Origin of the sequence: Methylobacterium sp. 092160098-2 (assembly GCF_028920805.1) — a bacterium.
Classification (GTDB): Bacteria; Pseudomonadota; Alphaproteobacteria; order Rhizobiales; family Beijerinckiaceae; genus Methylobacterium; species Methylobacterium fujisawaense.
This window is the reverse complement of sequence record NZ_JAQPZJ010000001.1, coordinates 2,815,211-2,838,386: the sequence shown is the minus strand read 5'-3', so window position 1 is coordinate 2,838,386 and position 23,176 is coordinate 2,815,211. Positions and strand designations below refer to the sequence as shown.

Genomic DNA, 23,176 nt, shown 5'->3' with positions numbered 1-23,176 from the left:
TCGTTAATGGAGGCTTGCCACGGGCCGCGCTGCGGAAACCATGCCGGGAACAGAGCGGTTCGTGCGCCGTGCAGCCAACCCGCCGCGGGCGCCGACCGCGTCCGATCGCCCGTGCCGGGCCGCATGCCATATGATACCCGCAGCCATTCCTCATCCGGACAGGTGCCCGTGTCTCCAGCCACCTCCGAATCGCCGGCGCGCTTCCGCTCCCTCTACCGCCACGGCTTCGCCCGGGTTGCGGCCTGCACAGGCCGGAGCCACCCGGCCGAGCCCGAGCGCAACGCCGACGCGATCCTCGACCTCGCCCGGAGGTGCCACGATTCGGGGGCCGCGCTGGCGGTCTTCACCGAACTCGGCCTCTCAGCGTACGCGATCGAGGACCTGCTGCTCCAGCAGACCCTGCTGGACGCGGTCGAGGCCGCCGCCGCCCGGGTGATCGCCGAATCGGCCAATCTCCGGCCGCTGCTGCTGGTCGGCGCGCCGCTCCGCTGGCGCCACCGCGTCTACAATACCGCGCTCGCCATCCAGGGCGGCCGCCTGCTCGGCGTCGTGCCGAAGACCTTCCTGCCGAACTACCGGGAGTTCTACGAGAAGCGCCACTTCGCCTCCGGCGCCGGGATCACCGGCGAGACCATCCGGGTCGCCGGCCACGTGGCGCCGTTCGGCACCGACCTGCTGTTCCCGGCCGAGGACCTGCCGGGCCTCGTGGTCGGGGTGGAGATCTGCGAGGATCTGTGGGTTCCGGAGCCCCCGGGCATGCGCGCGGCCCTCGCCGGCGCCACGGTGCTGGCCAACCTCTCGGGCAGCCCGATCACCGTCGGCCGGGCCGAGTCGCGGGCGCTCCTCTCGCGGGCGGCCGCGATGCGCGGCGCCTGCGCGTATGTCTATGCCGCCGCCGGCCAGGGCGAATCGACCACCGACCTGTCCTGGGACGGCCAGACCAGCATCGACGAGCTGGGCGTGCGGCTGGCGGAGGGCGAGCGCTTCCCCGCAGGCCCGGTGACGACGCTCGGCGACATCGACCTCGACCTGATCGCCCAGGAGCGCCTCCAAGCCGGCAGCTTCGACGACGACGCCCGGCGCCATACCCTGCCCTATCGCCGGGTCCCGTTCCGGCTCGACCCGCCGGAGGCCGATCTTGGGCTGATCCGGCGGATCGAGCGCTTTCCCTTCGTGCCCGCCGACCCGACGCGCCTCGCCCAGGATTGCTACGAGGCCTACAACATCCAGGTCGCCGGCCTCGCCCAGCGCCTGGAGGCCACCGGCACCCGCCGGGCCGTGATCGGCGTCTCGGGCGGCCTCGATTCGACCCACGCGCTCATCGTGATCGCCAAGGCCTTCGACCGCCTCGGTTATCCGCGCTCGGACATCCTGGCCTACACGCTGCCGGGCTTCGCCACCTCGAACGCCACCAAGACCAATGCCCACGCCCTCATGAAGGCCCTGGGCTGCACGGCCGCCGAGATCGATATCCGCCCGGCCGCCCGGCAGATGCTCGCCGACATGAACCACCCCTTCGCCAGGGGCGAGGCGGTCTACGACGTGACCTTCGAAAACGTGCAGGCGGGCCTGCGCACCGATTACCTGTTCCGGCTGGCCAACCAGGCGGGCGGCATCGTGGTCGGCACCGGCGACCTCTCGGAGCTGGCGCTCGGCTGGTGCACCTATGGCGTCGGCGACCAGATGAGCCACTACGCGGTCAATGCCGGCGTGCCGAAGACGCTGATCCAGCACCTGATCCGCTGGGTGATCGGCCACGGCGAGGTCGGGCCGGACGAGGCGCGCACCCTCCAGGCGGTCCTCGACACCGAGATCTCCCCCGAGCTTGTGCCGGTGGACCAGGATGACAGCCCGCAGAGCACGGAGGCCACGATCGGCCCCTATGCGCTGCAGGACTTCAACCTGTTCTACACGCTGCGCTACGGGTTCCGACCCTCGAAGATCGCCTTCCTGGCGCTCCACGCCTGGGGCGACAGGGACAGCGGCTTCTGGGCGCCGGACTTCCCCGAGGCCAAGCGGGTCGCCTACGACCTGCCCGAGATCCGCCGCTGGCTCGGCGTGTTCCTCACCCGCTTTTTCGGCTTCAGCCAGTTCAAGCGCTCGGCGCTCCCCAACGGGCCGAAGGTCTCGGCCGGCGGCTCCCTCTCGCCCCGGGGCGACTGGCGCGCGCCCTCCGACGGGTCGGCGCGCATCTGGATCGCGGAGTTGAACCGAAACGTCCCCGAAACTTGACCGACACAAACTCGACCGATTGTGCCATTATGAGCACGGTCAAGCCGATTCTTCGCAATGCAAAATACCGTATTGGGAAAATTTGGCTTTGAGGGCGGCCAGGCGGAGGACTTCGGATGCGAAGCTACAACCTGTTCCAGCTCAAGAGCGTCGAGGGTCTCTGCTGCGCGGTGCCTGAGGCGAGCACCGTCCCGCCTTTCATCGGCGCCGGCCGCTGGACCTTCGGCGGCAAGCTCTGCGACGGCAGCCGGCAACCCCTCGACTTCGACGACCGAGCCGCCGACACCGCCGTGCGCTTCAACGGATTCTACCTGTTCCAGACGGTGGACCGGCGCTTCATCGCGTGAGCGGGGGCATCGGGAAGGACTGAGCGCGCCCATGCGGCGCGCGGGCCGAGCCGCCGGCCGGCGTTCCGCAACGCAGCACGAAGAACGCCGTCCGCCCGGCGGCGCCAGCCGCGCCGGCTTGAAACCGGATCGCCCCGCGCGCCGAGCCGGGACCTGGCGATGGGACCCGGCGATGGGACCCCCGTCGGCAGGGATCCCGCCGCGCGGCGGGCCCCGACTCTGCGATCGCAACGAAGATTCCTTAAGGGCTGGCGTGCAGGACTGGCGGCATCGTCAGCTTCGGAGCCGGCCGCATGTCGGAGCATCGCAGAGAGGCGCGCCAGAGGGTCTTCCTCAAGGGTCGCATCGTCTTCAACAACGGCTCGTCGAGCTTCGATTGCCTCGTGCGCGACATGTCCTCCGCCGGTGCGCGGCTCGTCATGAGCGACGCCACCACGCTCCCGGAGGCCTTCGATCTCTACATTCCGCAGAAGGATCGGACCTACCGGGCCATCCTGCGCTGGCGCCGGGAGGACGGCATCGGCGTGACCTTCGAGCAGCCGGCCAGCGCCGCGCCCGCGGCGCCCGTTGCGGCCGCGACGGACGCCTCCGTGACCCTGCTGCTGAAGCGCGTCAGCGAACTCGAGACCGAGAACGCCGCCCTGCGCCGCCTGCTCGCCAGCATGGCCCAGTCGGCCGATCCGGCGAGCGCGGCCTGATTCTCAGCCCTGCCCCTCCAGGGCCGCGCGGATGCGTGCGGCATGCTCGGCCAGGACCGCGTTGTCGGCCATCCCGCCCTCGTGGCGCTTGAGCGGCACGCCCTCACGCCGCGGGATGATGTGGACGTGCAGGTGGAAGACGGTCTGGCCCCCGGCCGGCTCGTTGAACTGGAAGAGGGTCAACCCCTCGGCCCGGAACGCCGCCTTCACGGCGCGGGCGACCTTCTGGACGCGCGCCATCAGGACGCCGAGCGACTCCGGATCGGCATCGAGCAGGCCCCGCGCCGGCGCCTTCGGGATCACCAGGGTGTGGCCTTCCCCCTGGGGCATCACGTCCATGAAGGCCAGCGTATGGTCGTCCTCGTAGACGCGGTGGCAGGGGATCTCGCCCCGCAGGATCTTGGCGAAGATGTTGTCGGGATCGTAGGGGGCGTCGGCCATGCTGCCTCCGGGTCTCCGTGAGCGGTCGTCGAGCGGTTGCAGGTTGCACGGGCCACCCACCCGCGTCCACACGGGAACAAGCGGCCTGCCGCAACGCTTGCCTCGCCGCGGCCGCAGCGCCGTGCCGGGCTTCGTCGGTCCGGCTTCCAACGAGGCGCGCAGGTCGGCACGCGGCGCGCGCAAGGAGTTCCGGATGGCGCACGAGAGCACGGGGGCGATCTACGCGGCCGCGGGGGCCAATCTCGCCATCGCGGCGGCGAAGTTCGTGGGCGGTGCGCTGACCGGCTCGACGGCGATGCTCGCCGAGGGCGTGCACTCGGTGGTCGACACGGCCAATCAGGTGCTGCTGCTCGTCGGCATGAAGCGGGCCGGGCGCCCGGCCGATGCCCGCCACCCGTTCGGCTACGGGCGCGAGATCTACTTCTACGCCTTCGTGGTGGCGCTGATGATCTTCCTCGGCGGCGGCCTCTTCGCGATCTACGAGGGGATCGAGCGGATCCGCCATCCCGAGCCGGACGTCGATGCCGAGCTGTTCGGTTATCGGCTGCCGGGCCTCTGGGTGAATGTCGGGATCCTCGGCTTCGCCATCGCGGCGGAGGGCACCTCCTTCTTCGTGGCGATGCGCCAGTTCTGGGCCGAGAAGGGCCAGCATTCGGCCGTGCGGGCGATCCGGCGCAGCAAGGATCCGACCCTGTTCACGGTGCTCGCCGAGGACACCGCCGCCCTGATCGGCCTCGTCATCGCGCTCGCGGGCGTGGCCCTGTCGCATATCCTGGAGATGCCGAGCCTCGATGGCTGGGCATCGGTGGGCATCGGCCTCGTGCTCGTCGGCATGGCGGTGTTCCTCATGGTCGAGACCCACGGCCTTCTGATCGGCGAGGCGGCCGATCCCGAGATCGTCGCGGCGATCACGGAGCTGGCCCGGGCCGAGCCAGGCGTGCTCCACATCAACGAGGTGCTGACCCAGCACCTCGGCCCCTCCGACATCCTGGTCAATCTCAGCATCGACATGGCCGACGACCTCAGCGCCGGGGATGTCGAGAGCCTCGTCACCCGCCTCGACCGGGCGCTGAAGGCGCGCAGCCCCGACGTGACCCGGGTGTTCATCGAGATCCAGCACCACGGCGACCACACGGTGCGGCGGGCGGCCTGAACGGGACTCGCTGGGCCCCCGGCCCGCAGGTCTCGCATCTGAAGCGGCGAAGCCGGATCGCGGCGTCGATCCCGCGTCCTCACGCGGGGACGCATCAGACGGCGGCCGGTCGAGCAACCGGGCGAGGAGGGTCGGCCCCTCGCCGGGACGGCCATGACAACGTGCGGTGCCCCCGATCTCGTGGCGGAGATCGCCGCGCTTGCGAGCACCCACGTCATCGCCCGCGGGGCGCTGCGTCCCTTGTGCCCTCTCGGGCGAGGGTCAGTATCGCCCGGCTCGTCCCGATGACGGCCTGTTCCACGTCTGCGCGGCTGCCCCCTTCGAGGGACGCGGCGTCTGCGAGACAGACCTGAGTTCGGCCATCTCCTGCATCGCGACGAGAGCGGCGTCGCGACATTGGCTCAGTCTTTCGGAACGGCAATTCTATCGTTCGGCCGTCCGCCAGGGCCGGTGACTGAAGCGGCCGGCAGAAAATGGCGATGCGATAACCCCCCGGATGACTGGGGCGCCCTAGATCATTCTCCGCGTGACCTCATGAGATACGGACAATGATCAAGCGAACGATGCTCGCACTCGTCCTTGCCCTCGGCGCAAGCGCGCCCGTCACCGCCATGGCCGATCAGCCGGGGCCGGACTGGATGCCGGTGGAACAGGTCAAAGCCAAGCTTCTGTCGTCGGGCTACACGTCGATCACGAAAATCGAGGCCGACGATGGGCATTGGGACGGCGAAGGGATCAAAAACGGACAGAAAATGAAGTTCGAGCTTGATCCCAAGACGGGGGAAATCCTCGGCGAGGCCCCCCATTAGGGAGGCCGAGGGCGGACCATGCGTTGCGGGTGTGCCGCCGGATCGTCGGTCGCTCGTGCTTCGACCTGACGCGTTTTCGGCTTGCCGGGCTCAACGCCGATGAAGGTCTCGTCCGCGTCCACGAGACCAGTGCTGCCAGCCGGCGCGTCCATCGGGACGGGCGCGCCGTTCAGTCGCTCCGGCCGACCTGCTGGAGGCTGAGAGCCCAGAGCCGTTCCTGCACCGCCTCGTCGCGGCTCTCGGCCGAGGAGACCTTCGGCTGCCCGTGCGAGAAGTAGCGGCCGGTGACGCCGTCGAGGTCAGGGGCGCTGGCCACGCGGAGGGAGGTCCGGGCGCCCTTCTCGGGCGTGATCAGGAACGGCCGCATCAGGGCCCAGGCCGCGCCGAACAGGCCGCCGGTGTTCTTGGCGAAGCCGGTGTTGACCACCCCCGGATGGACGGCGTTCACCGTGATTCCGCTGTCGCGCAGCCGGCGGGCCAGGGCATAGGTGAACAGCACGTTGCCGAGCTTGGCCTGGGCATACGCCCCCATCGCCCGGTAGCGCCGGGCGCCCTCGATGTCGTCGAAGTCGATATGCCCCCGGTAATGGGCCGCCGAGGCGACGTTGACGATCCGCGGCCTTCCGCCGGCCGCCACCGCTTGCCTCAGGGGATCGAGGAGTTCGAGGGTCAGGAGCACGTAGCCCAGATGGTCGAGCGCCCAGGTGCGCTCGATGCCGTCGGCGGTCAGCGTGCGCCGGTCGAAGATCGCGCCGGCATTGTTCACCAGCACGTCGAGGCGCGGATAGGCGGCCCGCAGGGTCTCGGCGAGCCGGCGGATCTCGGCCTGCGCGGACAGGTCCGCGCAGTGCGGCTCCACGGCGGCACCGGGCACCGCGGCGCGCATCCGGTCGGCGCAGGCCTGCAGCTTCCCGGCGTCCCGGCCGACGATCGCGACCCGCGCGCCGAGGCGCGCGAGCCCGAGGGCCGTCTCGTAGCCGATGCCGCCGGTCGCCCCGGTGACGAGGCAGACCGTGCCGCGCACGGCGCCGGCCTCAGAAGACCGCCTGACCGACCGCGAAGGCGATGACCACGATCACGATGGCGATGACGAGGAACAGCCCGAACAGGATGCGGGCCAGCGAGCCGGCTCCCGATGCGATGCCGGTGAAGCCGAGACCGCCGGCGATCAGCGAGATCACGAAGCAGATGAGGGCCCATTTCAGAAGGGTCATGACGTCACTCCGGCTGCGGCCCGGCGCGGGGCCTGTCGCTTCTGCCTCAACCGACGCCAAGCGAGACCGTTCCGCGGATTCCGGCCCGCGCCGCTTATAGTCTTACGTGAGGTCAACCGGTCTTCGCCACGGGCTGCGCCGGCACGTCGGCGCGCTCCAGCATGATCTCCGCCAGGGTGTGGTAGAGCCCGCCCCGGCAGACCGCCTTGGAGGCGGCGTCGGCCAGGAGGGCCGCGACCATCAGCGGGATCACCATCGCGTGGTTCTGGGTCATCTCGGTGACGATGACGAAGCTGGTGATCGGCGCCTGCAGCACGCCGGTCAGGTAGGCCACCATCCCGATCAGCACCACGGCGCCCACGGGCATGTCCGGCAGGAGGCCGTGGACCGTGCCGCCGAGGCCGGCGCCGACCGCCAGGGACGGCGCGAACAGGCCGCCGGGGATGCCGCTGATCGAGCTCAGCACGGTGGCGCCGAATTTCAGGGGCGCGTAGGTCCAGCCGGCCGCCGCATCCCCGTGGAGGATGGCCCGGGCCTCCTCGTAGCCGGTCCCGTAGGCCGCGCCCCCGGAGGCGAGGCCGCAGAGGGCGACGCACAGCCCGCAGCCCGCGGCGAACACGACGGGCCGCCGCCGGATCAGCCGCCCGGCCGCCCCGGGCAGGCCGCGGGCGAACAGGATCACGACGCGGCTGAACAGCCCGCCCGCGAGGCCGCCGACCACGGCGACGAGCGGCACGATCCAGGCCGCCGCCAGCGGCAGGGCGGCATCGGTCGTCCCGAAATAGGTGTAATTGCCCAGAAGCCCGAGGGAGGTCAGGCCCGCCGCGACGATCCCGGCGACGATCAGGCCCGAGGAGCGCGCCTCGTAGGCGCGGCCCAGTTCCTCGATGCCGAACACGATGCCGGCCAGCGGCGTGTTGAAGGCCGCCGCGACGCCGGCCGCGCCGCCCGCGAGCAGCAGCCCGGGCAGGCGCTCTGGCGTCAGGCGCCCGAAGGCCGCCATGATCGCCGCGCCCACCTGCACGGTGGGCCCCTCGCGGCCCGCCGAGGCGCCGCAGAGCAGGCCCAGGAACAGGACCAGCACCTTGCCCACCGCCACCCGCGGCGAGATCAGGGAGAAGCGGAAGCGCGCGTCCCGGGCATGCCGGGCGGCGATCACCTGCGGGATGCCCGACCCTTGCGAATTCGGGAAGACCGTGCGGGCCAGGAGCGCCGCGAGGGCGAAGCCCGCCGGCGTCAGCACCAGGGCGATCAGCGGCGAGGGCGCGGTGAGGCGCCGGAACCCGTCCTGCGCGAGGTCGGCGCCCTTGGCCATCAGCACGGCGGCGAGACCCACGCCGATGCCGCCGACCAGGAAGAGCAGGCGACCGCGCCAGAGGGGAAAGGCCTCCATCGAGGCCGACCGCAGGCGCATGATCGAGCGGCGGTAGCGCGAGCGTTGCGGCGGCGGGGCATCCTTGGTGTCCCCAACGTCGTCCCGCATCTCGACCATGAAAGAGCACCTCGTCCGCGCAGCCGGAGCGGACGCTATAGCGCAACGGTCGAGGAAAGACCCGTTTCAAGGGAGGCCGGCACGCGCGTGCCGGCCCCACCGCTCACCAGCGGTAATGCCACGCGGCCCGGCGCCAGCCCCCATAATGGTGCCAGCCCCAGGGGCGGTGCCAGCCGACCCGGCGCCAAGCCCAGGGACGGTGCCAGCCGTAGACCACCGGCCGGGCGTAGTAGACCGGGCGGTAGGCGTAGGGCCGCCAGTTCGGCTTGCACCAGCCGGACCAGCCCCGGTGGAAGCCCGGGCCGCAGCCCTGGGCGGCGTCCGCCGTGGCGACCGTGGCGGTCAAGGTTCCGAGCGCGAGGAGTGCTGCGCCTGCAAGCTTCATTCGCATCGTCGTCCTCCTTTCAGTCGCAAGCTATAGCGATGATCCGGCCTCGGTCGGACCGAGATGTCACCGGATGATGTCCGGCCGTTTGCGAGGAGCCGGAAGTGCGCTCGAAACACCCGGAGCCGGGGCAGCGTTTCTTCACAAACCTGTGTGCTGCAGAGACCCGGGATCCGGCCGGAGAAAGCGTTGCAATACGGTGGGGGACCGCACGGACCGGGCGCGCCGTCGCGCGATGATTGCGACGATGCTCCTGCGCCCGGAAAACGCCGGACGGGCGGCGCGCCCCCTCACCCCTCGGCCGCGCAGAGCGTCTCCACGGCCCGCACATAGGCCTTGGCGTCGAACTTCTTGAGCGAGTTCTCGCTCTGATACCGCACGGTGCCGAAGATCTTGCGCTTCTGCCAGGGCCGGTCGTGCAGGCCGTACACCCAGGCGACGTTGGTGAAGGAGTTCGGATCGCGCCCGTCGAGGAAGTAGCGGTTGTTCAGCCGCAGCGTCCGGGCGAAGCCTTCCTTCGGCGACGGGGACCATTCGAGGATCTTCTTGCCCCAGTACATCCGCAGCTGATTGTGCATGTAGCCGGTCTCGCGCATCTCGCGCATCGCGGCGTTCCAGTAGCGGTCGTGGGTCTCGCCGGCGGCGAGCTGCTTCTCCGAGTAGGCGTGCGGGCGCGCGTCCGTCGCGTGCTCGGCCAGGGTCTTGCGCGCCCAGTCCGGGACGGCCTTGTCGTAGTCGTCGTAGCCCTCCGTGTAGAAGACGTGGTTCATGGCGAGCTCGCGCCGGACGATCAGCTCCTCCAGATAGGCACCGCGGTCGTCGGAATCGCCGATCCCGGCCTCCCGGACCGCCAGGGCGATCTCGACCGGCGAGATCTGCCCGAAATGCAGGTACGGACTCATGTGCGAGGCGGCCGCCGCCTCCGGCCTGTTGCGCCCCGCGCCGTAGCCGGCAAACCCGTCCTTCAGGAACGCCTTCAGGCGCTTGCGGGCCTGCGTCTCGCCGCCGGTGAACCGCTTCACCGGCCCGACCGCCCGGTCGAGGCTCATCCCGGCGAGCACCGCCTCCGGATCGGAGACGTCGACCGCGCTCTTCAGCTTCAGGCGATCGGCCTTGTGCTTCACCGTGCGGGGCTTCAGCGCCGCGATGAACGGGTCCCACAGCCGGTTCAGCTTCGGCCGCAGCGTCCGGGCGGCGTATTCGTGCTTTCCCGAGGCCGTCTCGACCGGCACGACGACGTCGCCCTCGACCTGGACGATCCGCGTCGTCACCGCCTCGGCGATCTCCCGGTACCAGCCCTTCTGGATGGCGAGATAGCCGCGGTCGAGGACGAGGAGCGCCGCGTCCGCGGCGAGGTCGATGGCGATTTGCGCGGGCGAGACCTTGCGCATGACGAAGCCGATCCCGCGCTTCTCCAGGCCCGCCTTCGCATCCGCGAGACCCTGCAGCAGGAAGGCGTAGTGCCGGGCATTGGCTTCGGGAAAGCCGCTGGCGCCGTCGAGCAGGCCGAAGCAGGCGACCACCGGCAGGCCGAGGCGGTTCGCCTCCTCGATGGCGAGTTCGAGGGCCGGGTTGAACGTCGCCCGGTTGGCCTGCTGCAACAGGTACAGGACGTAGGCGCCGTCTCCGCGGGGCTCGACATCGTTGAGGATCCGGATCCGCTCACCCTGGATCGCCATGCTGACCTGCCCCTTGCTTGGCGCGCCGCGCCGGAAACTTGGCTGGAGAAGGTAGAGCGTTCGGGCAATTCGTCCGTCCGGACGGCGCGGATGAAAAGCCGCAGTCGAACCCTCGGGCCGGGCCCGGGTTCGATCCTGCAAAATCGCGATTCATCAGCGGCTTGCGCAATGATCGATCGGATTCCGTGGACACAAAGCAGGTTTCGACCGGGCCGGCCGATCTGCGACATTTTCAACACAGGCCTGCGGCGATGCGTGCGCGGGCACACAAAGGACAGCCCTGCTGTCCTGAATGCCCTTGAATTTTCCGTCCAGGGGCGCAGATTGTGCAGCGCGGGAAGGCGATGGCGTCGCCCTCTCGCAGCCCTTCTTGGGCGTTTCCTCCCTAGACTTCGGGCCGCTCCTTCGGGAGTGGCCTTTTTTCTGTCCGGATGGTGGTCGGGCAGCCTCTGTCACCGAAGCGCGTGCGTCCCGCTGGATCCCGCCGGACCCGGCCGCCATGCTGGCGGTGAGCGCCGGGACAGGCGCCGGAGGACACGCCATGAGAATCGTCACCGCCCTGCCGGCGCTCGCCTGCCTGCTCGCCCTCGCGGGCCCTGCGACCGCGGAGCCGCCGCGGTTCCAGGTCGACCCGTCCTGGCCGAAGCCGCTGCCGAACGACTGGATCATGGGTCAGGCGGCCGGCGTCGCCGTCGACGCCCAGGATCATGTCTGGGTGGTCCAGCGGCCGCGGACGCTCACCGACGACGAGAAGGCGGCCAGCCTCGATCCGCCGCGCACGAAGTGCTGCAGGCCCGCCCCGCCGGTTCTGGAATTCGCCCAGGACGGGACGCTGCTGCGGAGCTGGGGCGGCCCCGGCACCGGCTACGACTGGCCGTCCAACGAGCACGGGATCTAGATCGACGGCCAGGGCTTCGTCTGGATCGCCGGCAACGGCGAGCAGGACGGCCAGCTCCTGAAATTCACCCCCGAGGGCAAGTTCGTCCTGCAGATCGGCAAGTCCGGTCCGCAGACCGACAGCCAGGACACGACCCGCCTGGGCAAGCCCGCCAACGTCGATTTCGACATGGCGGCCAACGAGGTCTACGTCGCGGACGGCTACTTCAATCACCGCATCATCGTCTTCGACCGGGACACGGGCGCGTTCAAGCGGATGTGGGGCGCCTACGGCAAGCCGCCGACCGACGACAAGCTCGGCCCCTACGATCCGGCGGCGGCCCCGTCCCGGCAATTCGCCAACCCGGTCCATTGCGTGCGGATCGCCCGGGACGGGCTGGTCTATGTCTGCGACCGGACCAACGACCGCATCCAGGTCTTCAAAAAGGACGGGACCTTCGTGAAGGAGATCCTTGTCGAGAAGAATACCCGGGCCAACGGCTCGGTCTGGGAACTGGCCCTCTGGCCGGACGCCGACGAGACCTACCTGCTCAATGCCGACGGGGCCAACAACGAGGTGCGCACGCTCGCGCGGGATACGGGTGAGGTGGTCGGCGCCTTCGGCCGGAACGGGCGCATGGCGGGCCAGTTCCACTGGGTCCACAACCTCGCGATCGACTCGCAGGGCAACGTGTTCACCACCGAGGTCGACACGGGCAAGCGGGCGCAGAAGTTCCTGGCCCTGGGACAGTTCGTCCTGCGCAAGCGGACGCCGTAAGCGGCGGCGCCGGGATCCGCGGCGGCGCCCTCGGCCCTGTCCCGACGGCGCCGGCCGCGCCGGCGTGCCGTCGTTCCGGTCGGGGTGGAGGGAGCGGTCGAGACCGCCGGCCCCTCAGCGCGTCGCGCTGGTCCCCGCCCGTTGCGCCGCCAGCGCGGCGGCCTTGCCGGCCGCCGTGTAGAGGTCGAGGCGGGCGTAGACGCCGAATTCCGAGCCGTCGTCGAGGAAGCCGCCGCCCGGTCCCTGCGTCTCGGTGAGGATGGCGTTGGCCTCGTCCAGCGTCAGCGCCGGGAAGGCCGCGGTAAGCAGGTGCCCGGCCTCCGGGGCAATCTTGGCGACATCCTCCTGCCGGCCGGCGGTCTCCGGGTGCACCACCGGCAGGCCGTAGGTCTGGGTCGCCGCGTAGAAGGCCGCGTTGGCGGCCGGGTCCTTGAAGCGGCCCGTATCCTTTGCGGCACAGGCCGCCACCGTATCGCCGCAGCCGGCCTTCAGCGCCTCGGCCATCGCCGCGCGGGCCTCGGCCAGGAGCGCCCGGTAATCGGTCACGCCCACCGTCCTGTCGGCCTCGGCGGTCGCCTGATCGAGGACGGCCGGATTCTTCCGGATCTGGCCGACATAGACCGGATCGTTGGCGAGCAGATGGGCCAGGGCGTGCAGCGAGGTCGCCCGGCCGCCCAGCACGTCCATGGCGTAATGCGCCCCGACGATGATCCGGTCGTTGCCGTACTCGGCGGCGCGGGCGACCATCTGCTGGTAGCGCTCGGGGACGAGGAGCGCGAGCACCATGGACTCGGTGTAGCCGTAGGTGGTGTGGCCGCTCGGATAGGACGGGCTGTTGACGAGATCCTGCGCGGGGCCGCGCAACCAGTCGAGGCTGTGGGACGGAGCGCCGAAGTAATCCTGGCCGCGATAGGCCCGCAGGCGCGGCAGGGTCTGGAACGGGCGCGAATTGCCGTAGCGGTCGGCGCCGGGGCTGCCGGCGGGCCGGTCATAGGCCTTGCCGAACACGTCGGTCACGGCGCCGTCCGCCAGGATCGCGGCAGCCGCGTCGGAGACCGGAGTCTTGCCGTTGGTGGTGGCGTTGGCGAAGAAGTATTTGCCGGAATTCGAATCCGACTTGGTGACGTTGTTGGTGTAGCCGATCAGGTTGGCCACCGCCGGCGCGATGCTCGTGAAGGTCTTGTAGTCGCTGTAGGTCGCCTTGGCCTGGTAGGCCTGCGCGAGGGTCGTGCCCAGACCGTCCGCGAGGCCGGCGGCGTTGCCGTCGGTGATGAAGCAGTCCCGCAGGGCGAGCTGCTGCTGCTCCGGGAACGGCAGGAGCGTCGGCTGCTTGAGGTCGCCGGTCTGGATGTCGCCGGTGACCTGCAGGTTCGCGTCGAGCGCCGCCTTGCCCGCGGGCGAGGCCTGCAACCGCGCCACCGGGACCAGCCCGCGCAGGGCCGTCAGGTTGGCGGCCGATTGTGCGACGGCCTGAAGGGGCAAGGCCGCCCCGAGCAGCGCCAATCCGACCCGCAGCGTCCCGAACATGCAGCCGTCTCCCTCGCCGAAGCCGTGCCGGACGCTAGAGCCGGCCGCCCTCGCGTTGCAATCGCGCGCGGCCCCGGCATCCCCATCTTTGACGGGGCCCCCGAGGCCGGAGCCGGATCCCCTGCGGCGGCGCGCGCTTCAGCCCCGCGCCCGGGCGCGGATCATGAAGTTGTCGTAGGTGTATTCCGCCACCTGGAACCAGAGGTACTCCTCGTTGCGGAAGGTGCGCATCGCCTCGTAGACGCGACGGAAATCGGCGTTCTTGGCGGCGATCTCGGCGTAGACGTCGTTGGCGTTCTTCAGGGCGGCTTCCATGACGTCCTGGGGGAAGGGCCTCAGCTGCGCACCCCCGGCCACCAGCCGGCGCAGGGCCTGCGGGTTGCGGGCGTCGTACTTGGCCTGCACGTCGGCGCCGACCTCGGCGGCGGCGGCCCGGAGGATCGCCTGGTAGGATTTCGGCAGCGCCTTCCACGCCTCGGCGTTGAACCAGAAGTGCAGCATGGCGCCGCCCTCCCAGAAGCCGGGATAGTGGTAGATCGGCGCGACCTTCTGCAGGCCGAGCCGCTCGTCGTCGTAGGGGCCGATCCACTCGGCGGCGTCGAGCTTCTTGCTCTCCAGCGCCGCGTAGATCTCGGGTCCCGGCACCGCCTGCGGCTGGACGCCGAACTTGGTCAGCACCTGGCCGCCCATGCCGCTGATCCGGAACTTGAGGCCCTGAAGGTCCGCGAGACTCTTGATCTCCCGGCGGAACCAGCCGCCCATCTGCGCGCCGGTATTGCCGCCCGGCAGGCAGACCAGCCCGGCCTTGGCGAAGATCTCGCCGAACAGCTCGGCCGCGCCCCCGGCCAGCCACCACGCGGCGGCGCCCCGGGCGTTCAGGCCGAACGGCACCGCGGTGGCCAGCGCGAAGGTCGGATCCTTGGCCATGCCGAGAGTCGCGGGCCCATGGCCCATCTCGACGGTGCCGGCGGCCACGGCGTCGAGCAGCCCGTCGGCCGGCACCGGCTCGCCGGGGCCCTGAACCTGGATCTGGAAGCGCCCGTCGGTGGCCTCGGCGACGATCCGGCTGAGCGCCTCGGGGGCGCCGTACAGGATGTCGAGCGTCTTGGCGTAGGCGGAGGACAGGCGCCAGCGCAATTCCGGGGCACTCTGGGCCCGGGCCGGGGCGGCGAGCGGCCCGGTGAGCGCCGCGGCCGCGCCGAGGCCGGCGGTCAGCACGCTCCGGCGCCGGGTCCCGGCCGAGGGGGATCGCGCGAGGTGAGGTTCGTCCAACGGCATCTCGTCCGAGCAGGTCCGGTCCGACCGGGGCCGGATCGGAGGTCGCAGGTAGCACGTCCGTGCCGGTACTCGAAAGCCGCGGGCGCCGGGGCGGTTCCGTCGCGCCTCGAAACCGGCCTCCGCCCGTGCTAGGCGCCGGGGATGCGAACCGAGCCCGCCGTCACCCTGCACACCGTCTGCGGCCTTGAGGAGCTGGCCGGCCACGGCGCCCGCGGCGTCAGCCACGTCCTGTCGCTGCTCGATCCCGGAACGCCGGAGCCCGAGGCCTTCACCGCCTACGGCGCCCATGCCCGCACGACCCTCCGGTTCCACGATTGCCTCGCCCCGGGCGAAGGCCTCACCCCGCCGGAGCCCGAGCATGTCGGGGCGATCCTCGATTTCGGGCGGCACCTCGACGGCGCCGGCCATCTCCTGGTCCATTGCCATTACGGCCTGTCGCGCTCCACCGCGGCGCTGCTGATGTTGTTCGCGCAGGCCGAGCCCGCCACCCCCGCCGCCGCTCTGGTCGAGCGTCTCCACGCCCTGCGCGAGCCCGCTTGGCCGAATGCGCGCATGATCGGCTTCGCCGACACGATGCTGAATCGGGAGGGACAGCTCAGCGCGGCGGTGCGGCGGCTGCACGCTCTGCAACTGCAGGTCCGCCCGCATCTCGCCGAGCTGCTGCGCGGTCTCGGCCGCGGCGCCGAGGTCGAGGCCGCGCAGGCGCTGTGAGCGGCGGGGCTCTCACTTCCCGGCCGGCGTGAAGCTTCCGTCCTTCCAGACATAGAGCACGTAGCCCTGCGCGGTGACGTCGCCCTTGGCGTCGAAGCCGACCGTGCCGAGCACGAGATCGAACCGCTCCGTATGCAACGCCTGCGCGATGGGGCGCGCCTCGGTTGAATGGGCGAAGTTGCCGGCCGCAACCAGGGCCTGCATCGCCGCATACCCGTAGATCGTCGAGCCGGTGGGATCGACGCCCTCGGCCTTGAAGGCCTTCACGACGGCCGCGGCGGCGGGCTGCCGGCTCGGGTCGAGGTAGAAGGTCATCAGCACGCCGTTGCTCGCCGATCCGGCGGTCTTGGCGAAATCCGGCGTGGCGATGGCCGAGGTGCCGAACCATTGCGGCCGGTAGCCCCGGTCCGCGGCGATCTTCACCAAGCGGCCCATCTCGGCGGCGTCGCCGCCATAATAGACGACCTCGATCCCCGCGCCCTTGAGGCGGTCGGCCAGGGCGGAATCGTCGGCGTCGCTGGGCGAGAACGACAGGAACAGCGCCTCGTTCACGCCGATGCGGTTGAGATTGTCCTTCGTGGCGGCGGCGAGGCTGCGGGCGGCGGGCGTCTGGTCCTGGATGAGAGCGATCTTCCGGTCGCGGAACCGCTCGGCCAGAACGGCGGCGGACAGGCGGGCCTGATCGTCGTCGCGCCCGCACACCCGGAAGATCGTCGGCAGCCCCCTGTCGGTGAGCCGCGCCGCCACCGAGGCCGCGGAGATCATCACCACGCCGTTCTGGGCGTAGATGTCGGAGGCGGCGATCGAGGCGTTGGAGCAGACATGGCCGACCACGAGCCGGACGTTGCCGCGCACGAAATGGTTGGCCACCGCCGTGGCGGTGTTGGAATCGCAGGCATCGTCCTGCACGTCGAGGGTGACGGGCTGGCCGTCGAGCCCCCCCATGGCGTTGGCGTCCCGGGCCGCAGCCTCGACCCCCCGTAGCACCTGCTCGCCGACCGCCACGTAGGGCCCCGACCGCGGGACGGCCACGCCGATCACCACGTCGGCCGCCGCAGGAGTGGCCGGCAGGAACGCGAGACACAGGCTCAGGGCGATCAGTGCGGGCCGGAGCGGCCCGTGGGCGGGGACGAAACGTCCGATCTTCATCGGGCTCTTCTGGGCATCCTTGCGCGGCGGGTCAGCGCGACGGCGGATGCGGCTCCGTAGCCCCGATCCCGCCCCGCACCCTGTGCCCATACGCGAGGACGCGGAGAAACGCGATTTTTTTCCGCCGCTGTCCCGTATGCGGACCGCCTCCTACTTGGCGTAGGAGTAGGCCAAGGCGGCGGAGGAGACCGGTCCGGTGATGCCGCTGAAGACGGTGAGCACCTTCTGGACCTCGGTGAACGGCGCGTTCGACACGTAGACCAGATCGCGGTTGCGCATGCGGAACGCCTGGGAGACGAACAGGCTGTTGGGATCGCGCATGTCGATCCGGTAGACCACCGGCACCAGCGGCGTGCCAAGCAGCCGCGAGCTGGGGCTGAGGCGCCGCACGACGCTGGCCGGCTCGAACCGGAAGATGAACGTCCCAGCCGGGTCGGCGGCGAAGTCCGACAGGCCGCGCGCCTTGGCCAGCGCCTGGGCCAGGGTGATGCCGTCGGCCTGGAACGGTAGCTCGGTGCTGTTGCCCAGCGCGCCCACCGCGATGAAGGTCTGCGGGTCGCGCACCAGGGTGAGCACGTCGTTGGGCCGCAGGTAGATGTTCTCCTTGGGGTTCGACACCACCGTGGTCAGCGGCACGGTCGCGGTCACCGGGCCGCGCGAGAGCCGCACGAAGGTCTCGTTGACCGGCGCGCGGTTGCCGCCGGCGGCGGCGATGACGTCGAGGATGCGGTCGCCGTGGCCCGAGAGCGGCAGGCGGGCGCCGGCGGCGCCCTCGCCGGTGACGGTCACCGCCTGGCTGATCGGCCGGGTGACCGAGACCAGCACCTGCGGCTGGATGGCCTTGCCGGCGAGTTCGTTCTCGATGAGCGCCTGGACGTCCTGGGTGCGGCGGCCGGCGACCTTGATGCGGCCGGCATAGGGGACCGAGATGGCGCCGTCGCGCCCGACGGGCTGCTCGGGGATGAGGGCGGACTTGGAGCCCGCCGAGAAGCGGTCGGCCACCAGCGGCCCGGAGAACAGGCCGCCCGACCCGGCTTCCCAGATCGAGACCGAGACCATGTCGCCGACGCCGATCACCGGCTCCGAGGAGGGACGATGGTCGCCGAAGGAGGCGAGCAGACTGTCCAGCGGCCGGCCGCGCAGGGCCTCGACCACCGAGGGCGTGACGTCGATGATCTCGTAGCGGGCGATCAGGCCGCCGTCGGCGGTGGCCACCTCCGCCCCCGCCTGGATCGCGCTCGCCGTCGGACCCGCCGCAGGCAGGTACGTGCAGCCCGACATCGCCGTGACGGCGAGCAGGACAAGGGGAAGTTTGCGCATCCAGATGTTGCCCATCGGTATTGCCGAGCCCGTGCCTAGCCCATGGCGGCCCAGGTGTCCGTAGCGGGTGAGCCACACTCCGGCCGGCACGGCCAAGACTGCGAAGTCATCCTCGTTAAGCACAGCTTTTTCGGGGCATAGAGACGACGAATGCCGGGCGTTCGCCCGCGGTCGCACTATCGAGATACAAATCGGGACGTCATCAGCGGCCGCACATTGGTCGCTCCAGCCCAATGGCCAAAAATCCCGCGACCGATCGGCTCAATTTCCCTGCGTGACTGCCGCGGTGATGTCGCCGTAGACGACGCTGACGCGGGACACGTAGTACCGGATGCTGCCGACGGCGACGAGGAAGATCATGCCGCCGAGCAGGGCGTATTCCATTGCCGTGGATCCGTGGACGTCGCGGACGAACCGTACGGCCTCGGCACGAATCCGATCCGTCAAGCCGAACGCCGTCGGAATCCGCACCGCACGCCGTCCTGCTTCGCCGCCGCCCGGCTCATCCATGGTCGAACGTGCCTTCTTAGTCCCGCTGCCCGCGCGGCCTCACGCGCTGAATGGGGCATAACCTCTCGCCATTGCCGCCGGCTTAACGAGGTGTTCGAAACAGGCCACCTTGTCCATTCCGGCCGGGATACGCCGCCCGGACGTACACGGCGACGGGCGCGCCCCGGGCAAGCGCGCCCGGGGGAAACGCGCCCGGCTTGGCTCAGGCGTGGCCGGCCTTGTGGCGAAGATCGTCGATCCGCTTCGAGGCTTCGGCCTTGTCGAGGTCAGGATCGAACGCCGCCGGCTCCTTGGCCTCTTCCGAGAGCGTCTTCAGATAGGAGGCCTGCGCGCCGGTCATCGGCTCGCCGCCAGTCGTCCACTGATCCGGATCCTTGATCTGGTTCGACACGTCCTTCGGGTCGGTCTTGGGGTTCTCCGTAGCGTCCTGATGCGATCCGGTACCCCGGCCGGCCTTCGGTGTTGCCTTCGCGGTTGTGCTAGCCATGCGACTCATGTTCCCTAAATGTTCGGCGTCTGCGGGGTGAACGCGCCCGGCCGCGCCGCGGTTCCTGCGGGCGCCGCAGCCCGTTTGCATCCCCGGCGATCTTCCCTTCTGGAAACCCGCTCCTATTGATGTGAAGGGCAGCGCCCCGACGCGCCTCGGAGCCAGGGTGGTCCGGATGACGTCCCAATCGGAGCCGGCGCCGGATGCCGGAACGGCCGCCGCCGGTCAGGTGCTCGTTGTCATGGGCGTCTCGGGTTCCGGGAAGAGCACCGTGGCGGCGCTGATCGCCGAGACGCTTGGCTGGATCTTCGTGGACGGCGACAGCTTTCACACGCCGGAGCACGTGGCGAAGATGCATGCGGGCCTCGCCCTCGACGATGCGGATCGCGCGCCCTGGCTGGCCCGGATTGCGACTTGGATCCAGCAGCGCCTCGACGCTGGCGAGTCGGGCGTGGTGGCCTGTTCGGCCCTCCGCCGCGCGTACCGGGACGTTCTCACCCGCGGGAGCCAGCGGGTTCGCCTCGTCTATCTGGACGGCGACCGGACCCTGATCGCGCAGCGCCTCGCCGAGCGGCAGGGCCATTTCATGCCGCCGCGTCTCTTGGACAGCCAGTTCGCGGCCCTGGAGATTCCGGGGGCCGATGAACACCCGATCACGGTCGGCATCCGCGAATCGCCCGAGGCCATTGCCGACCGGGTGGTCGCGGAACTCGCGGCCGAAATGCGCCGGGATACCGTTGGGAAGTGAGCGGATGATTGCAGGATCCGGCAAGGCTTCGGGCATCGCCCTGGTGATCTCGGACGTCGATGGAACCCTGGTGACCGGCGACAAGCGCCTGACCGAGGCGACGGTCACGGCCGTCCGGCGGCTGAGAGCGGCCGGCATCGGCTTCAGCATCGCCTCGGCCCGGCCGCCGATCGGGCTGCGGAATCTGGTCGCCGAACTCGAGCTCGACCTGCCGATGGGGGCGTTCAACGGCGCGAGCGTCGTGCGGCCGGACCTCTCGACCATCGAGGAACGAACCATCCCCGAGGCGGCGGCCCGGTCGGCCCTCGACCGGCTGTTGGCCGAGGGACTGGACGTCTGGGTCTTCGCCGAGGGGGCGTGGTGGCTGCACGACCCGGAGGGTCCCTATACCGACCTCGAACGCCGCACGATCGGCGCGGAGCCCCGCGTCGTCGCCGATCTCGGCCCACTCATGGGGAGCGCAGCCAAGATCGTCGGCGTCAGCCGCGACCACGCCCATCTGGCAGCCTGCGAAGCCCGGATCGGTTCGGCCCTGGCCGGTCAAGCCACCATCCACCGTTCGCAGAAATACTACCTCGACGTGACGCCACCCCATCTCGACAAGGGGCGATTCGTCACCTGGATGAGCGCGCATCTCGCCATCCCGCCGGAGCGGATCGCCACCTTCGGCGACGCCGGCAACGACCGTCCGATGTTCGCGCACAGCGGATTCTCCGTGGCGATGGGCAATGCCGAAGCGGCGGTGAAGGCGGCTGCGCGCGCGGTCACCGACAGCAACGACGCGGACGGCTTCGCCCATGCGGTCGAGCGCTTCCTCCTTCCCTGACCGCCCGGCCGCCGCCCCGGGCATCCCTTTGGATCGCCGCGCCGCCGCGTGACGCGTCGCTGTGGCCCGCGGATCACAAACGCTCCCGACACCCCGGCCGCCCACAGGCTGCCGAACCGGGGCCGCTTTCCGGCCTCATTTCCCCGTGACCTAGCTTGACCACAGAACAAGCAGCACCGGGTCTCGGAATGCATCGCCTCATCCTGGCCGCCGTCCTCGCGGTCGTGCCCGCAGCCGCCTTCGGGCAGAGCGCGCACGACAATATCGACGCGTTGATCGAGCAGCAGGCCAAGGCGAACGGCGTGCCGGCAAGCTTCGTTCACGCCGTCGTCAAGCGCGAGAGCAACTACAATCCGCGGGCCAAGGGCGGCAGCGCCCTCGGCCTGATGCAGATCAAGCACGCGACTGCCCGCAGCCTCGGCTACACCGGCGATGCGGCCGGCCTGTACGATCCCGAAACCAACCTTCGCTACGGCGTAGCCTATCTTGCCGGCGCCTATCGGACCGCCAAGGGCAATCTCGGCCAAGCGTATCAATACTATAACCGCGGCTACTACTACGCAGCCAAGCGCCAGGGCATTTCCACGGAAGTCGCCGCGGTGGTGGCGCCCGTCGCGGCCTCGGCCAGCGCCCTGGCGAGCCTGTTCAGCGGCGGCGCCGCCGAGACCCGGAACACCGCGGCGGCCTCAGCCCTGGCCTACGCGCCCACCGCGGCCGCAGTGGCGGAGGTCCCGACCGAGGCCGTCGAGGTGCCGCTGCCGCCGCGTCGGCCGGCCGCCCTGGCCGGCACCACGATCGAGCTCGCCAGCCTGTCCCTAGATCCCGCCGCGGCTTCAGCCACGAATTCTGCGGCGACCCCGGCCGCCGCGCAGGCGGCGGCGGTTCCGTCCGTGGAGGTGCCGCTGCCGCCGCGTCGACCCGCGGGTCTCGGGAGCGCCCTGGCGGCGACGCAGGCCGCGCCGGCGCAGATCGCGGAACTCCGGCTCTCGCCACAGGCCGCGGCGGCATCCGCTCCGATGTCCCCGGCCGCCGCTTCGGCATCGGCCAACGAGGCGGCGGTCGAAGCGATCGAGGTGCCGCTGCCGCCGCGTCGCCCGTCCCTGCAGATGCTCGCCGCCGCCGCGCCGCGCCGCGCCCCGGCCGCGGCTCCCGTGCGCGAGGCCACCGCTCTCCCGGTCGAGTAGCTCCGCCATTCCGGAGCGGCCGCGCGTCGGGGAACCCGGTGCGGATCGGCCCTCTGCCCACACAAGGATCATGCCCAAGGCTTGACCATCGCACCGTTCCGCAACACATAGGCGCCACGCCAGCAACGTGGTTGGATCGGCACGGACCGAAGCCGCAAAACAGCGGCCGTGCGCGCATGGCGCGCGACGGATCTCAGGGCAGGAACGCCGGTTCAGGCGCGCGAGGTCGGGCATTCTATCGCCCGACGGTACGGTAGGGCGCGATCGATCTCGAAGCGGCAGGCATGCAGGGCACCGACCCTGCTCTCAAGCTGGCAGGAAAGCGAACGGCGCCATGAGCGGCGTGGTGGAACAGGAATCACTTTTTCTCACAGACCTCGGGCGACGCGTCAGGCACGCGCGCACCGTGCGCGGCCTGTCGCGCAAGGTTCTGTCACAGACCTCCGGCCTGTCCGAGCGCTACATCGCGCAGCTGGAAGGCGGCCAGGGCAACGTCTCCATCATCCTGCTCCGGCGGGTGGCCAACGCCATGGGCGTGCGACTGGACGACCTGATCACCGGCAATGACGGGCTGCCCGATTGGCCGGTGGTGCGCGACCTGCTCGCCCAGGCCAGCCCGGCCCAGATCGCCGCCGCCAAGGACGCCCTGTCCGGCGGTAGCCGACCGGAATCGAGCAACCGCCCGCGGGTAGCGCTGATCGGCCTGCGCGGCGCCGGCAAATCGACCCTTGGCAAGCTCGCGGCCGAGCGCCTGGGCTGGACCTTCGTGGAACTCAATGCCGAGATCGAACGGGAGAACGCCCTCTCGGTCCAGGAGATCTTCGCGATCTACGGCCAGGAGGGCTACCGCCGGCTGGAGCAGGCGGCCCTGCGTCGCCTCACCGAGCATCCCGGGCCTCTGATTCTGGCCACGAGCGGCGGGATCGTTGCGGAGCCGTTGACCTACGACCTTCTGCTGCAAGCCTTCTACACGATCTGGCTGCGCGCGCGGCCGGAGGAGCACATGAGCCGGGTCCGCGAACAGGGGCACCTCGCCACGACGGGCGACCATGCCTCTGCGATGCAGGAGCTGCGGGCCGTCCTGGCGAGCCGCGAGCCGCTCTACGCCCGGGCACCCGCCACGGTGGACACCTCCAACATCCCGGTCCAGACGATGCTGGACCGCCTGACGGCAGCCATCGAGGCGCGGTTCGGCCAAGCTGCGCCGCTGGCGGACTGACCGTCGCTCGTTCGCTGACAGCCATGCGGCCAATGCGGCTTTCGGGTCGCGCCGGCCCTTGATCGCGGCGGTGCAGCGCACCACGCTAGGTCCGAACACGCGGCCCAGCGATG

The 23,176-nt window shown here is 70.5% G+C and carries 22 protein-coding genes and 2 pseudogenes; 11 read left to right on the top strand and 13 right to left on the bottom strand.

The genetic code is table 11. From position 1 onward, the window contains the following. Positions 1 to 168: 168 nt before the first annotated feature. The 3 genes from PQI07_RS13400 to PQI07_RS13390 all read left to right on the top strand — a co-directional run bounded on the left by PQI07_RS13400 (position 169) and on the right by PQI07_RS13390 (position 3,277). The gene (locus PQI07_RS13400; protein WP_274926772.1) at positions 169 to 2,232 is read left to right on the top strand and encodes an NAD(+) synthase; all 2,064 of its coding nucleotides are present in this window, start codon (positions 169 to 171) and stop codon (positions 2,230 to 2,232) included. A 116-nt stretch (positions 2,233 to 2,348) separates the two neighbouring features. After that, a complete protein-coding gene (locus PQI07_RS13395) occupies positions 2,349 to 2,579 on the top strand; it encodes a hypothetical protein (protein ID WP_043351157.1) in 231 nt (76 codons plus the stop codon). A 293-nt stretch (positions 2,580 to 2,872) separates the two neighbouring features. Then, a complete protein-coding gene (locus tag PQI07_RS13390; RefSeq protein ID WP_043351152.1) occupies positions 2,873 to 3,277 on the top strand; it encodes a PilZ domain-containing protein in 405 nt (134 codons plus the stop codon). Positions 3,278 to 3,280: 3 nt separating this feature from the next. On the opposite strand, the gene PQI07_RS13385 is transcribed toward PQI07_RS13390, so the two are convergent. Further along, positions 3,281 to 3,718: an HIT family protein gene (locus tag PQI07_RS13385; protein ID WP_274926771.1), complete on the bottom strand. Its 438-nt coding sequence runs from the start codon at positions 3,716 to 3,718 to the stop codon at positions 3,281 to 3,283. 193 nt (positions 3,719 to 3,911) lie between these two features. Here PQI07_RS13385 and PQI07_RS13380 point away from each other — a divergent pair, with 193 nt between their 5' ends. Together PQI07_RS13380 and PQI07_RS13375 are read left to right on the top strand one after the other, a co-directional pair. After that, the gene (locus PQI07_RS13380) at positions 3,912 to 4,871 is read left to right on the top strand and encodes a cation diffusion facilitator family transporter (RefSeq protein ID WP_043351145.1); all 960 of its coding nucleotides are present in this window, start codon (positions 3,912 to 3,914) and stop codon (positions 4,869 to 4,871) included. Positions 4,872 to 5,419: 548 nt separating this feature from the next. Beyond that, positions 5,420 to 5,680 carry a PepSY domain-containing protein gene (locus PQI07_RS13375; RefSeq protein WP_236952722.1) on the top strand — a complete coding sequence of 87 codons (261 nt, stop codon included), beginning with the start codon at positions 5,420 to 5,422 and terminating at the stop codon, positions 5,678 to 5,680. Between the two features lie 68 nt (positions 5,681 to 5,748). On the opposite strand, the pseudogene PQI07_RS13370 reads toward PQI07_RS13375, so the two are convergent. The 6 genes and pseudogenes from PQI07_RS13370 to PQI07_RS13345 all read right to left on the bottom strand — a co-directional run. Then, positions 5,749 to 5,850, bottom strand: a pseudogene (locus PQI07_RS13370) (IS1595 family transposase); the annotation flags it as partial. Next, positions 5,850 to 6,704 carry an SDR family oxidoreductase gene (locus tag PQI07_RS13365; RefSeq protein ID WP_274926770.1) on the bottom strand — a complete coding sequence of 285 codons (855 nt, stop codon included), beginning with the start codon at positions 6,702 to 6,704 and terminating at the stop codon, positions 5,850 to 5,852. The gene PQI07_RS13365 and the pseudogene PQI07_RS13370, both read right to left, overlap by 1 nt. A gap of 10 nt (positions 6,705 to 6,714) precedes the next feature. Beyond that, complete coding sequence (locus PQI07_RS13360) at positions 6,715 to 6,894, bottom strand: DUF1328 domain-containing protein (RefSeq protein ID WP_043351142.1); 180 nt, start codon at positions 6,892 to 6,894, stop codon at positions 6,715 to 6,717. Positions 6,895 to 7,006: 112 nt separating this feature from the next. Further along, positions 7,007 to 8,386, bottom strand: a complete 1,380-nt coding sequence (locus tag PQI07_RS13355) for a chloride channel protein (RefSeq protein ID WP_446720952.1) — start codon at positions 8,384 to 8,386, stop codon at positions 7,007 to 7,009. Between the two features lie 103 nt (positions 8,387 to 8,489). After that, complete coding sequence (locus PQI07_RS13350) at positions 8,490 to 8,777, bottom strand: GCG_CRPN prefix-to-repeats domain-containing protein (RefSeq protein WP_342462396.1); 288 nt, start codon at positions 8,775 to 8,777, stop codon at positions 8,490 to 8,492. Positions 8,778 to 9,061: 284 nt separating this feature from the next. Continuing rightward, the gene (locus PQI07_RS13345; protein ID WP_043387797.1) at positions 9,062 to 10,450 is read right to left on the bottom strand and encodes a deoxyribodipyrimidine photo-lyase; all 1,389 of its coding nucleotides are present in this window, start codon (positions 10,448 to 10,450) and stop codon (positions 9,062 to 9,064) included. A gap of 541 nt (positions 10,451 to 10,991) precedes the next feature. On the opposite strand from PQI07_RS13345, the pseudogene PQI07_RS13340 reads away from it, so the two are divergent. After that, positions 10,992 to 12,104: pseudogene (locus PQI07_RS13340) on the top strand (NHL repeat-containing protein). A gap of 114 nt (positions 12,105 to 12,218) precedes the next feature. Here PQI07_RS13340 and PQI07_RS13335 read toward each other — a convergent pair. After that, complete coding sequence (locus PQI07_RS13335; RefSeq protein ID WP_274926769.1) at positions 12,219 to 13,631, bottom strand: phosphatase PAP2 family protein; 1,413 nt, start codon at positions 13,629 to 13,631, stop codon at positions 12,219 to 12,221. 138 nt (positions 13,632 to 13,769) lie between these two features. Next, a complete protein-coding gene (locus tag PQI07_RS13330; protein WP_236952723.1) occupies positions 13,770 to 14,903 on the bottom strand; it encodes a TRAP transporter substrate-binding protein in 1,134 nt (377 codons plus the stop codon). A 147-nt stretch (positions 14,904 to 15,050) separates the two neighbouring features. Here PQI07_RS13330 and PQI07_RS13325 point away from each other — a divergent pair, with 147 nt between their 5' ends. After that, positions 15,051 to 15,620 carry a tyrosine phosphatase family protein gene (locus tag PQI07_RS13325; RefSeq protein WP_043387791.1) on the top strand — a complete coding sequence of 190 codons (570 nt, stop codon included), beginning with the start codon at positions 15,051 to 15,053 and terminating at the stop codon, positions 15,618 to 15,620. A gap of 12 nt (positions 15,621 to 15,632) precedes the next feature. Here the strand turns inward: PQI07_RS13325 and PQI07_RS13320 are convergent, their stop codons facing one another. From PQI07_RS13320 to PQI07_RS13305, 4 genes are all read right to left on the bottom strand, one after another. Continuing rightward, positions 15,633 to 16,769 (bottom strand): branched-chain amino acid ABC transporter substrate-binding protein, encoded by a 1,137-nt coding sequence (locus PQI07_RS13320; RefSeq protein WP_043387790.1) that lies wholly within the window; start codon positions 16,767 to 16,769, stop codon positions 15,633 to 15,635. Between the two features lie 150 nt (positions 16,770 to 16,919). After that, positions 16,920 to 18,089, bottom strand: a complete 1,170-nt coding sequence (locus PQI07_RS13315; protein WP_043761414.1) for a polysaccharide biosynthesis/export family protein — start codon at positions 18,087 to 18,089, stop codon at positions 16,920 to 16,922. Between the two features lie 261 nt (positions 18,090 to 18,350). Continuing rightward, positions 18,351 to 18,473, bottom strand: a complete 123-nt coding sequence (locus PQI07_RS13310; RefSeq protein ID WP_274926768.1) for a hypothetical protein — start codon at positions 18,471 to 18,473, stop codon at positions 18,351 to 18,353. Between the two features lie 328 nt (positions 18,474 to 18,801). Beyond that, the gene (locus PQI07_RS13305; protein ID WP_043351124.1) at positions 18,802 to 19,086 is read right to left on the bottom strand and encodes a DUF3072 domain-containing protein; all 285 of its coding nucleotides are present in this window, start codon (positions 19,084 to 19,086) and stop codon (positions 18,802 to 18,804) included. A gap of 175 nt (positions 19,087 to 19,261) precedes the next feature. On the opposite strand from PQI07_RS13305, the gene PQI07_RS13300 reads away from it, so the two are divergent. The 4 genes from PQI07_RS13300 to PQI07_RS13285 all read left to right on the top strand — a co-directional run bounded on the left by PQI07_RS13300 (position 19,262) and on the right by PQI07_RS13285 (position 23,063). Then, positions 19,262 to 19,834 carry a gluconokinase gene (locus tag PQI07_RS13300; RefSeq protein WP_051044788.1) on the top strand — a complete coding sequence of 191 codons (573 nt, stop codon included), beginning with the start codon at positions 19,262 to 19,264 and terminating at the stop codon, positions 19,832 to 19,834. 4 nt (positions 19,835 to 19,838) lie between these two features. Further along, on the top strand, positions 19,839 to 20,660 hold the full coding sequence (locus PQI07_RS13295; RefSeq protein WP_274926767.1) for a Cof-type HAD-IIB family hydrolase: 822 nt from the start codon (positions 19,839 to 19,841) through the stop codon (positions 20,658 to 20,660). Positions 20,661 to 20,848: 188 nt separating this feature from the next. Further along, positions 20,849 to 21,844 carry a lytic transglycosylase domain-containing protein gene (locus tag PQI07_RS13290; protein WP_274926766.1) on the top strand — a complete coding sequence of 332 codons (996 nt, stop codon included), beginning with the start codon at positions 20,849 to 20,851 and terminating at the stop codon, positions 21,842 to 21,844. Between the two features lie 232 nt (positions 21,845 to 22,076). Then, positions 22,077 to 23,063: a helix-turn-helix transcriptional regulator gene (locus PQI07_RS13285; RefSeq protein ID WP_391526971.1), complete on the top strand. Its 987-nt coding sequence runs from the start codon at positions 22,077 to 22,079 to the stop codon at positions 23,061 to 23,063. Positions 23,064 to 23,176: the final 113 nt, after the last annotated feature.

Coding starts and splice junctions, on each gene's coding strand:
- PQI07_RS13395 (WP_043351157.1), top strand. CDS start 2,349: ATGCGAAGCTACAACCTGTTCCAGCTCAAGAGCGTCGAGGGTCTCTGC.
- PQI07_RS13390 (WP_043351152.1), top strand. CDS start 2,873: ATGTCGGAGCATCGCAGAGAGGCGCGCCAGAGGGTCTTCCTCAAGGGT.
- PQI07_RS13385 (WP_274926771.1), bottom strand. CDS start 3,718: ATGGCCGACGCCCCCTACGATCCCGACAACATCTTCGCCAAGATCCTG.
- PQI07_RS13380 (WP_043351145.1), top strand. CDS start 3,912: ATGGCGCACGAGAGCACGGGGGCGATCTACGCGGCCGCGGGGGCCAAT.
- PQI07_RS13375 (WP_236952722.1), top strand. CDS start 5,420: ATGATCAAGCGAACGATGCTCGCACTCGTCCTTGCCCTCGGCGCAAGC.
- PQI07_RS13360 (WP_043351142.1), bottom strand. CDS start 6,894: ATGACCCTTCTGAAATGGGCCCTCATCTGCTTCGTGATCTCGCTGATC.
- PQI07_RS13355 (WP_446720952.1), bottom strand. CDS start 8,386: ATGGTCGAGATGCGGGACGACGTTGGGGACACCAAGGATGCCCCGCCG.
- PQI07_RS13350 (WP_342462396.1), bottom strand. CDS start 8,777: ATGCGAATGAAGCTTGCAGGCGCAGCACTCCTCGCGCTCGGAACCTTG.
- PQI07_RS13345 (WP_043387797.1), bottom strand. CDS start 10,450: ATGGCGATCCAGGGTGAGCGGATCCGGATCCTCAACGATGTCGAGCCC.
- PQI07_RS13335 (WP_274926769.1), bottom strand. CDS start 13,631: ATGTTCGGGACGCTGCGGGTCGGATTGGCGCTGCTCGGGGCGGCCTTG.
- PQI07_RS13325 (WP_043387791.1), top strand. CDS start 15,051: ATGCGAACCGAGCCCGCCGTCACCCTGCACACCGTCTGCGGCCTTGAG.
- PQI07_RS13320 (WP_043387790.1), bottom strand. CDS start 16,769: ATGAAGATCGGACGTTTCGTCCCCGCCCACGGGCCGCTCCGGCCCGCA.
- PQI07_RS13315 (WP_043761414.1), bottom strand. CDS start 18,089: ATGCGCAAACTTCCCCTTGTCCTGCTCGCCGTCACGGCGATGTCGGGC.
- PQI07_RS13310 (WP_274926768.1), bottom strand. CDS start 18,473: ATGGAATACGCCCTGCTCGGCGGCATGATCTTCCTCGTCGCCGTCGGC.
- PQI07_RS13305 (WP_043351124.1), bottom strand. CDS start 19,086: ATGGCTAGCACAACCGCGAAGGCAACACCGAAGGCCGGCCGGGGTACC.
- PQI07_RS13300 (WP_051044788.1), top strand. CDS start 19,262: ATGACGTCCCAATCGGAGCCGGCGCCGGATGCCGGAACGGCCGCCGCC.
- PQI07_RS13295 (WP_274926767.1), top strand. CDS start 19,839: ATGATTGCAGGATCCGGCAAGGCTTCGGGCATCGCCCTGGTGATCTCG.
- PQI07_RS13290 (WP_274926766.1), top strand. CDS start 20,849: ATGCATCGCCTCATCCTGGCCGCCGTCCTCGCGGTCGTGCCCGCAGCC.